Annotated in this window: 7 protein-coding genes; 4 read left to right on the top strand and 3 right to left on the bottom strand. The window is 73.5% G+C overall.

Annotated features, from left to right (window positions below; genetic code table 11):
• Positions 1 to 90: 90 nt before the first annotated feature.
• A complete protein-coding gene (gene trhA, locus ACWENR_RS27900; protein ID WP_452279925.1) occupies positions 91 to 768 on the bottom strand; it encodes a PAQR family membrane homeostasis protein TrhA in 678 nt (225 codons plus the stop codon).
• A 108-nt stretch (positions 769 to 876) separates the two neighbouring features.
• Here trhA and ACWENR_RS27895 point away from each other — a divergent pair, with 108 nt between their 5' ends.
• The 3 genes from ACWENR_RS27895 to ACWENR_RS27885 are packed head-to-tail and all read left to right on the top strand — an operon-like array spanning position 877 to position 3,141.
• The gene (locus ACWENR_RS27895) at positions 877 to 1,548 is read left to right on the top strand and encodes a 5-oxoprolinase subunit B family protein (RefSeq protein ID WP_452279924.1); all 672 of its coding nucleotides are present in this window, start codon (positions 877 to 879) and stop codon (positions 1,546 to 1,548) included.
• Positions 1,545 to 2,408 (top strand): 5-oxoprolinase subunit C family protein, encoded by an 864-nt coding sequence (locus tag ACWENR_RS27890; RefSeq protein WP_452279923.1) that lies wholly within the window; start codon positions 1,545 to 1,547, stop codon positions 2,406 to 2,408. The genes ACWENR_RS27895 and ACWENR_RS27890 overlap by 4 nt, the downstream gene beginning before the upstream one ends.
• The gene (locus tag ACWENR_RS27885; RefSeq protein ID WP_452279922.1) at positions 2,392 to 3,141 is read left to right on the top strand and encodes a LamB/YcsF family protein; all 750 of its coding nucleotides are present in this window, start codon (positions 2,392 to 2,394) and stop codon (positions 3,139 to 3,141) included. The genes ACWENR_RS27890 and ACWENR_RS27885 overlap by 17 nt, the downstream gene beginning before the upstream one ends.
• Positions 3,142 to 3,216: 75 nt before the next feature.
• Here ACWENR_RS27885 and ACWENR_RS27880 read toward each other — a convergent pair whose 3' ends face one another.
• Positions 3,217 to 5,052 (bottom strand): NHL domain-containing thioredoxin family protein, encoded by a 1,836-nt coding sequence (locus ACWENR_RS27880; RefSeq protein WP_452279921.1) that lies wholly within the window; start codon positions 5,050 to 5,052, stop codon positions 3,217 to 3,219.
• Between the two features lie 605 nt (positions 5,053 to 5,657).
• Here ACWENR_RS27880 and ACWENR_RS27875 point away from each other — a divergent pair.
• On the top strand, positions 5,658 to 6,023 hold the full coding sequence (locus ACWENR_RS27875; RefSeq protein ID WP_452279920.1) for a hypothetical protein: 366 nt from the start codon (positions 5,658 to 5,660) through the stop codon (positions 6,021 to 6,023).
• 468 nt (positions 6,024 to 6,491) lie between these two features.
• On the opposite strand, the gene ACWENR_RS27870 is transcribed toward ACWENR_RS27875, so the two are convergent.
• Complete coding sequence (locus ACWENR_RS27870; protein ID WP_452279919.1) at positions 6,492 to 8,222, bottom strand: recombinase family protein; 1,731 nt, start codon at positions 8,220 to 8,222, stop codon at positions 6,492 to 6,494.
• Positions 8,223 to 8,536: the final 314 nt, after the last annotated feature.

Below are 8,536 nucleotides of genomic sequence, written 5' to 3'. Positions count from 1 at the left end.
GCCCGACCCGGCCCGACCCGGCCCGACCCGGCCCGACCCGGCCCGACCCGGCCCGACCCGGGCCCGGGGCAGTCGGGAACGGATGGCCGGTCAGGCGAACAGGGCGAAGTAGATCGCGATGTGGTGGCAGAGCGCGGCCACCAGCGTGCAGGCGTGGAAGAACTCGTGGTGGCCGAAGACGGTGGGCCAGGGGTTGGGCCGGCGCAGCGCGTAGAAGACCGCGCCGACGCTGTAGATCGCACCGCCGACGACGAGCAGCACCAGCGCGGTCACGCCGCCCTGGTGGAGGATGTCGGGCAGCATCGCCACCGAGACCCAGCCGAGCGCCAGGTAGAGCGGCGCGGAGACCCAGCGCGGGGCGTGCGGCCAGACCATCTTCAGCGCCACGCCGGCGATCGCCCCGCCCCAGACCAGCGACAGCATGATCGCGGCCGGCCGGGGCTCCAGCAGCAGGACGCAGAACGGCGTGTACGTGCCGGCGATGAACACGAAGATCATCGAATGGTCCATCCGGCGCATGATCTGGTAGCCGCGCTCGGACCACACCCGGCGGTGGTAGAGGGCGCTGGTGCCGAAGAGCCCGCACACCGTCAGGCTGTAGATCACGCAGCTCACCAGGGGTGCCCAGCCGGGCCGGGAGGCCGCGACCGCGCTGAGCACGACCCCGCAGACGAGAGCGACGAAGAACGCGTACGTGTGCAGCCAGCCGCGCATCCGGGGCTTGCCGATGTCGACCGGCTTCAGTCGAAGCGGTGCGGAGGTGGTCACCATCTTAGGTTACGGCACCGTAGGTTACCTGCAAGTAGTGCGTCCGGTCACGTGGGACGGCGACCGGCCGGACCCCGTACCGGCGGGCCCGTCGGGAAGTATGGCGACATGCGGATCCGACCCGTCGGGGCGCACGCCCTGCTGCTCGACTGCACCCCGCCGGAGGCGGCCCCGACACCCGCCGCCGACCGAGCAGCCGCCGATCCCGGGGCGACCGCCGGCCTCGTCGAGGCGTGGCGGGCCGAGCTGTGGCGGCGGCGCGAACGCGGCGAGCTGACCGCAGACGAGATCGTGCCGGCGGCCACCACCGTCCTGCTCGACGGCGTACCCGACCCGGCCGCGACCGCGGCGCGCATCGCGACCTGGGCGCCCCGGCCACCCGCCCCCGGCCGGCCCGCCGCCGACCCGGTCGAGGTCCCCGTGACGTACGACGGCGAGGACCTGCCCGCCGTCGCCGACCACTGGGGCGTGGACGTGGCCGCGGTGGTCGAGCGGTTGACCCGCACCGACTTCCGGGTGGCCTTCTGCGGCTTCGCCCCCGGCTTCGCCTACCTCACCGGGCTCCCCGCCGAACTGGCGGTGCCCCGGCTGCCCAGCCCGCGACCCCGGGTGCCGGCCGGCTCGGTCGCCCTGGCCGGCCCGTACGCCGGGATCTACCCGACGGCCTCGCCCGGCGGCTGGCTGCTGGTCGGGCGTACCGCCACGGCCCTCTTCGACGTGCGCGCCGACCCGCCGGCCCGGCTCACCCCCGGCACCCGGGTGCGCCTGGTGGCCGCGTGACCGGACCGGGGACGGTCGAGGTGCTCCGCGCCGGGGCGCTGACCACCGTCCAGGACCTCGGCCGGGCCGGCTGGGCGCACCTCGGCGTGCCGCGGTCGGGCGCGCTCGACCCGGCCGCGCTGCGGCTGGCCAACCGGCTTGTCGCCAACCCGGAGCACGCCGCCGGCCTGGAGATCACGATGACCGGCTGCGACCTGCGGTTCCCCCGCGCCGCGACGGTCGCGGTGACCGGTGCCGGCACCGCCGTACGGGTCGGCGGCCGACCCGGCGACGTCGGACGGCCGCTGTCGGTGCCGGCGGGCGCCGTGCTGCGGATCGGCCCGCCCCGCGACGGCCTGCGCAACTGGCTCGCCGTCGGCGGCGGGATCGCCGTCGAACCGGTGCTCGGCAGCCGCGCCACCGACACCCTCTCCGGGCTCGGTCCGCCGCCGCTGCGCGACGGCGACCTGCTCCCCCTGGGGACGCCCACCGGCCCGCCCGCCGGCGTGGACGTCACCGTCGTGCCGCCCACCCCGACCGAGCTGCGGCTCACGCTGCGACTCGGTCCCCGCGACGACTGGTTCACCGCGACCGCGCTGGACCGGCTGCTCGGCAGCGCGTACACGGTGAGCCCGGTGAGCAACCGGGTCGGCGCGCGACTCACCGGCGCGGCCCTGCCCCGCGCGGTGGCCGGGGAACTGCCCAGCGAGGGCATCGTGCTCGGCGCGGTGCAGGTGCCGGCGAACGGCCAGCCACTGGTCTTCCTCGCCGACCATCCGACCACCGGCGGCTACCCCGTCGTCGGGGTGGTGGACGACGTGACCCCGCTCGCGCAGGCCCGCCCAGGGACTACGGTCAGGTTCCATGGACCTCAACGCTGACCTCGGCGAGGGCTTCGGCATCTGGCGGCTCGGCGACGACGCCGCGCTGCTGGACCTGGTCACCTCCGCCAACGTCGCCTGCGGATTCCACGCCGGCGACGCCTCCACCATGCGGCGGGTCTGCGAGGCCGCCGCCGCGCGCGGCGTCGCCGTCGGCGCGCAGGTCGGCTACCGCGACCTCGCCGGCTTCGGCCGGCGGCACATCGCGTACGCCTTCGCCGAGCTGCGCGACGAGGTCACCTACCAGCTCGGCGCGCTCGACGCGTTCTGCCGGCTGTTCCGCACCCGCGTCCGCTACCTCAAGCCGCACGGGGCGCTCTACCACGCCGCCGCCAGCGACGAGGCCCAGGCGGCGGCGCTGGTCGCCGCGGTCGGCGACTACGACGACCAACTGCCGCTGCTCTGCTCGCCCGGCTCGGTCCTCGCCCAGCTCGCCGCCGGGGCGGGGCTCCGGGTCGTCGCCGAGGGCTTCGCCGACCGGGGCTACCTGCCCAACGGCTCGCTGGTGCCGCGCACCGCCTCCGGCGCGCTGGTCACCGACCCGGAGGAGGTGGCCGCCCGCGCCGTACGGATGGCCACCGAACGGACGGTGGTCGCCGTCGACGGCAGCGTCGTCCCCTGCCCCGTCGAGTCGATCTGCCTGCACGGCGACGCCCCCGGCGCGGTCCGCTGCGCCGAACTCGTCCGCGCCGCCCTCATCGACGCCGGGGTGACGCCCGCGCCGTTCGCCTGAGGGGCAGGCCGCCCGCCCGGCGCGACGCGCGCGGGCAAGGAGCCCGGCCGGCACGACCGGGGCCGACGGCCGACGTCAGGCGTCGTCCAGGCCCCTGAGCACCAGCGGGAGCCGGGCGGCGGCGCCCTCGACCACCCGGACCGGGACACCCCAGTCCTGGCGGGTCAGGTGGCAGGCCGCGTGCTCGACGTCCGCGTCGCAGGTCGCCGCCTGGGCGGTCACCTGGAGCACGCCGCCGGCCACGGCGCCGTTCACCACCAGCCGGCGGGACAGCTCGGTGCCGGTCCCCGCGCCCTCCAGCAGCAGCTCCGGCGGCGACGCGGAGACCACCAGCCGCGTCGACGGGCCGTACGTCTCGTCCAGCTTCTGGCCCGGCGCGGGAGTGAAGATCACGTCCAGGGCCACCTCACCGGCCGCCACGTCGGTGGGCCGGCGCTCGGCGCGGAGCCGGGGCCCGTCGACCGTGCTCGCCCCCGCGGCGGAGAGCGCGCCCGGGGCCAGCCGGGTCAGCCGGTGCGCGGCGGACTCCACCACCAGCACCTCGCCGGCCGGCGTCAGCACGAGGTCGCTCGGCTCGGCGAGCCCGTCGGCGACCGTCGAGACCCGGTCGCCCTCCGGGTCGAAGCGGCGGACCGCCCCGTTGTACGTGTCGGCGACCAGCACCGAGCCGTCCGGCAGCGCGCACACCCCCAGCGGGTGCTGGAGCAGCGCCTCCGCCGCCGGCCCGTCGACGTGGCCGAAGTCGAAGAGCCCCTGCCCGACGGCGGTGCCCATGACGCCGTTCTCCACGTACCGGATCGCGCTGGTCTCGCTGTCGGCGACCCAGAGCCGGGCACCGTCGGCCGAGACCGAGAGGCCGGACGGCTGCGCCATCCACGCCTCGGCCAGCGGGCCGTCCCGCAGCGCCTCGACGGTGGTGCCCGCGTACATGCCGGCGGTGCGCTTCACCGGGTCGAACCACCAGAGCTGGTGGATGCCGGCCATCGCGACGACGACCCTGCCGTCGTACCAGGCCAGGTCCCAGGGCGAGGAGAGGTCGACGGAGAGCGCGTCGTGCGCGTGGTCGTCGACAGTCGAGCGCCACTGCCGGCCCGTGCCGGCGACCGTGACCACCTCGCCGTCGGCGAGACGCACGCCGCGCAGCAGGTGGTTGACGGTGTCGGCGACGACCAGGTCGTAGCCGGCCACCTCGGCGACGTGCGCGGGCAGCAGGCAGAGCCCCTGCGGCTCGGAGAAGGTGGCCGCCCCGGCGGGACCGTCGGCCCGCCCCCGGGTGCCGGCGCCGACGCGGCGGATCAGCGTCTCGCCGTCCGGCGCCAGCTCGGCCAGCGAGTGCCGGGCCGAGTCCGACACCAGCAGATTGCCGTCGCCCAGCAGCACCGCCTTGCCGGGGAAGCGCAGGGTGGTCTCCGGCTCGGCCGGCGGCACGTACGGGCCGTCGCCCCGGTGCAGGGTGCCCTTCGCCTCGTGGGTGGCGATCAGGTCGTCGATCAGGCGGGCCAGCCCCTCGGCGTGGCCCTCCCCGGCCATGGTCGCCACGACATAGCCCTCGGGGTCGATCACCGACAGGGTGGGCCAGGCGCGGGCCGCGTACTGCTGCCACATCTCCAGCTCGGGGTCGTCGAGCACGGGGTGGTGGACGCCGTACCGCTCGACGGCGGCGGCCAGCGCGTCCGGGTCCTTCTCGTGCTCGAACTTAGGCGAGTGCACGCCGATCACGACGAGCACGTCGCCGTACTTCTCCTCCAGCGGGCGCAACTCGTCGAGCACGTGCAGGCAGTTGATGCAGCAGAAGGTCCAGAAGTCCAGGATCGTGCAACGACCTTTTAGCGATTCGATCGTCAGGGCCTTGCCGCCGGTGTTCAGCCAGGCTCGGCCCCTTAGTTCGGGTGCCCGCACGCGAGGTTGCATGAGTCCATCGTGCCGCACGAGGGGTGCCCAGCCAGCCCGAGGGGGCGGAGAGAGCGGCGTGCGCGACACAGCCTCGCCGAGGGTGAGAAAGGCCGAGCGGGTCTGGTAGCGGTCCCCCGAGAGGCGGTAGACCTCCGGCGGACCTACCGGCGCGGCCAGGTCGCCGAGGCCGACGAGGGCCGTGTGGTCGCGGTTCCGGCGCTCGCCGATGGCCTCGACACGGCGGACGGTAGCCGAGGTTGCCGACGCGCGTACCACAACGGCGGGGTAAGCGTCGTCGCCTACGTGGATCGTGGCGGCCATACCGACGGACGGACGAGGGCCAGGACGGTGGACAAGATCGGGGATGCTCGCGCGGGAACGGACGAGCGGGGAGTGAGTGAGAGTCACTCGGTCATGCTAAATCGCCAGGGCCGTTGGGTTGCTCCTCGCGAGGCGGGTGCGTTGAGGGCGGGGGCAGTTGCTAATTCGCCGCTCGGCAATGGTTGAGACGGGCGGCAGCAAGCTTTACGCGTTGTCGCGGAAGCGGCGTGACGGTGCCGACGTACGCGTGTGCGGCTCGCCGAAACGGGCGGGGTTGTTGGGGCATAGCGATTAGGGTCGAGATGACCGAGCAGTACGTCGAGCGCGAATTTCCGCGCGTGGTCGGGCATCGTTCAGTCGCCGAGGTCGTGACGGTTGCAGTTGATGACGGACGGCCGGCCGACGTCGAGGTGGCGATATTCGACATGGCCCGGCAAATGGCCGAGCGCGGGGCGGACGTTGCGGCACTCGCGGTGCGGCTTGCCGAGCGGCGCGCGAGGCGCTATCGGCGACGGCTATCACGGCGACGCGTCAGCTGGTCGCGCACGCTCCTGACTGGCCGTTCTCCGTCACTATCCGCGACGAAGGCCAACGCCGTCTGCCTCCTTGGACGCGAGATAGGCCGCCCTAGCCGACTCCCAAGCTGCCTCGTCAAAGCCTGCGCATGACTTGTGCCAGAGCCGGATAGCGGGCCGCCCCCGAGGATCGTCCACGGCGCAGAGGTCGTCGCCCAGTACCGGCCGCCCGGCCACCCCGTAGCCCGGCGCTTGCTCCCACCGGGTGATCACCCAGCCGTCGCACCCGCCGCACACGTAAAAGAGGCTCCGCCCTCGCTCGTCCTTGGTTGCCATGCGCGCCACCGTAGCGAGAGGCATCCCTGCGGTGGGGTCAGCGTCGCTCGGACTGGGCGAAACCCCCCGGCCAGCGTGGGCGCCAGTCGGGGGCATGGGGTACTTGCGCCGGGACAGAGCCCTTTGGTTGCCGAGGGATCGTCAGGCTGCCCGCCCCAGGAATTCCCTGTCGACCGTCAACGTCAGGGTCGGGTAGATTCTGGGCCACGTCAGGGGCTCTTTCCCTGATCTAGGCCCCGGCGACGAGTGAGAGTCGTGACGCCGGGGCCGTCCTATTTGGCGGTGTTACCGGGTGAGGGCGAGTCGGCCCTCGCGGGCCGCGCGCAGGTAGTCGTAGGCGGTCCGCTCGGAGCGTCCAATCACCTGGGCCAACTGTCGGGCCGTCGCCGTGGGGTGCTCGGCGAGGTACGCGGCTGCCTTGGCGGCCTGCTCGTCAATGGCAGGCGCGGGCCGGGACGTGGCCCCGTCGGCCCAGACGATCAAGAGGCGCTCGTCGGGGCGGAACCGGATACCTCGGCCCGACGCGCGGGAGACGCGCACCTCGGCGACAGCCAGGCCGAGGAGGTCCCGACGCTCGGCCTCGGGCAGGTCGAACCACGCGGGGACGGATTGCGTCAGGCCTAGCAGTGGCGAGATGTCGGCCTCGGGGATGGGGATGACGGCGAGGGCCTCCTCGGCGGCCTGGACCTTCGCGCGCAGCTCCGGCATCACCTCGGCGGCATCCTCATCGGTGAACGCGCCCGCGACGACGAGGCGGCGCACTCGGGCGAGGTCGGCGCGGGCGGCGTCCAGGGCGTCCTGCGCGGCGTCGCGGGCGGCCAACTCCTCAGGAGCGACGCGAGCGACCCAGGCGTCGGCGACGGCTTCGAGGAGAGGGTCGCCGGGCTCCAGGGCGGCGAGGCGGCTAAGAAGCGCGAGCGAGACGGCCTCCTCGGTCTGGCGGACGGGCGCGGTAAAGCCGTCGCACGGATGACCATTTCCGTTTGCGCCACAGCGGTAGGACTTGTGAGAGGCACCGCTGATCTGCGTCCGTCCGCCGCATTCATCGCACCGTAGAACGTCGCGTAGGAGTGCCGCCGAGCGACGGTCACCACGCTCGATGAACGTTCCGCGTTGGGCCATGGTCGCCGAGCGGCCGTCGATCGCCGCAAGGATGCGGGCACGTTCGCCGGGCGTGACGACCCCCTCGCCGACGCTGACGGTCTGCCCGCGCCCGTCGCGGTACGGCTCGGCGACGTAGGCCCAGCGACCGACGGGCGTGCGCTTCCGGATGCTTTGGAGGCCAGCCCAGCCGGGCGAACGGACGAGGGCAGCGAGGCTACCGACGCCCCAAGACTTGCCGCGCGGAGACGGGATGCTGTCGTCATTGAGGTGCTTCGTTACGGCCCAGATCGTCTCGCCCGCGAGTAGCTCGTCGGCGATGCGGCGAGCGACCGGGTACGTCTCGGGATCATGGGCCAACTTGCCGTCTACGACGCGCGTGCCAAATGGTGTCGGGCCGCCCAGCCAGGTCCCCTCGGCACGGCGAAAGCGCTTGGCTCGACTAACGCGCTTGGAGAGGTTGTCGACCTCTTCTCTGGCAAGTTCGGCGCGGATGATGAGTTCTAGCCTGCGGCGGGCGTCCCCCGTGTCGGTGCCGTCGACGCCGACGATGCGGCGGGAGCCGTCGCCGTGCTCGTCGAGCAGCTTTCCGATCTCGACAGCGCCGCGACGATCGGCGCGATCAAGGGACCACACGAGGACGGTACGGAAGGTGTCGCCCGCACGAAGGTCGGCCAGGGCGCGGACCCATTCGGGACGAGCGTTCAGCGAGTAGCGAGAGGCGCCGGTGCCTTCGCGTTCGACGTAGTCGGCGACGACGACGAGCCCGAGACGCGCGGCGAGGTCGCGGAGTTCGACCTCCTGCTCGGCGAGGGAACGGCCGTTTCGGTTGTCGCCCTCGGCGTTCTTGTGTGAGCGGCGGCGGTAGAGCGCCGCGCAGCGAGAGGGGTCCAAGGGCTCGTGAGTGAGAGTCACGGCCGGAGTGTAGCGAGTTCGTTAGATCGTCAGGTGCGACTAGAAGTCGGCCACCACGATCTTGCCGCGCAGATCGGACAGCTTCAGGTCCCGCCCGCCGGTGTTCAGCCAGCCCCGGCCACGCAGCTCCGGGGCCCGTACTCGTGCGCTCATGAGCCCAGTCTGCCGGACGCGACCGGCCGGGCCGGGCGGCACCCCGAGCGGGCTCGCTCACACCGGCGCCCGAGCGCTGGTTGCAGACCCTCGCCGACGACCCGGTCCTCTCGGTGCTCGCCCTGGCCGGGCTCGCGGTGCTGCTGTCCCTCTGCTCCGAG

The organism is Micromonospora sp. NPDC004336, assembly GCF_053602615.1.
The sequence above is the reverse complement of the archived record's forward strand: the minus strand, read 5'-3'. Positions and strand labels throughout refer to the sequence as shown.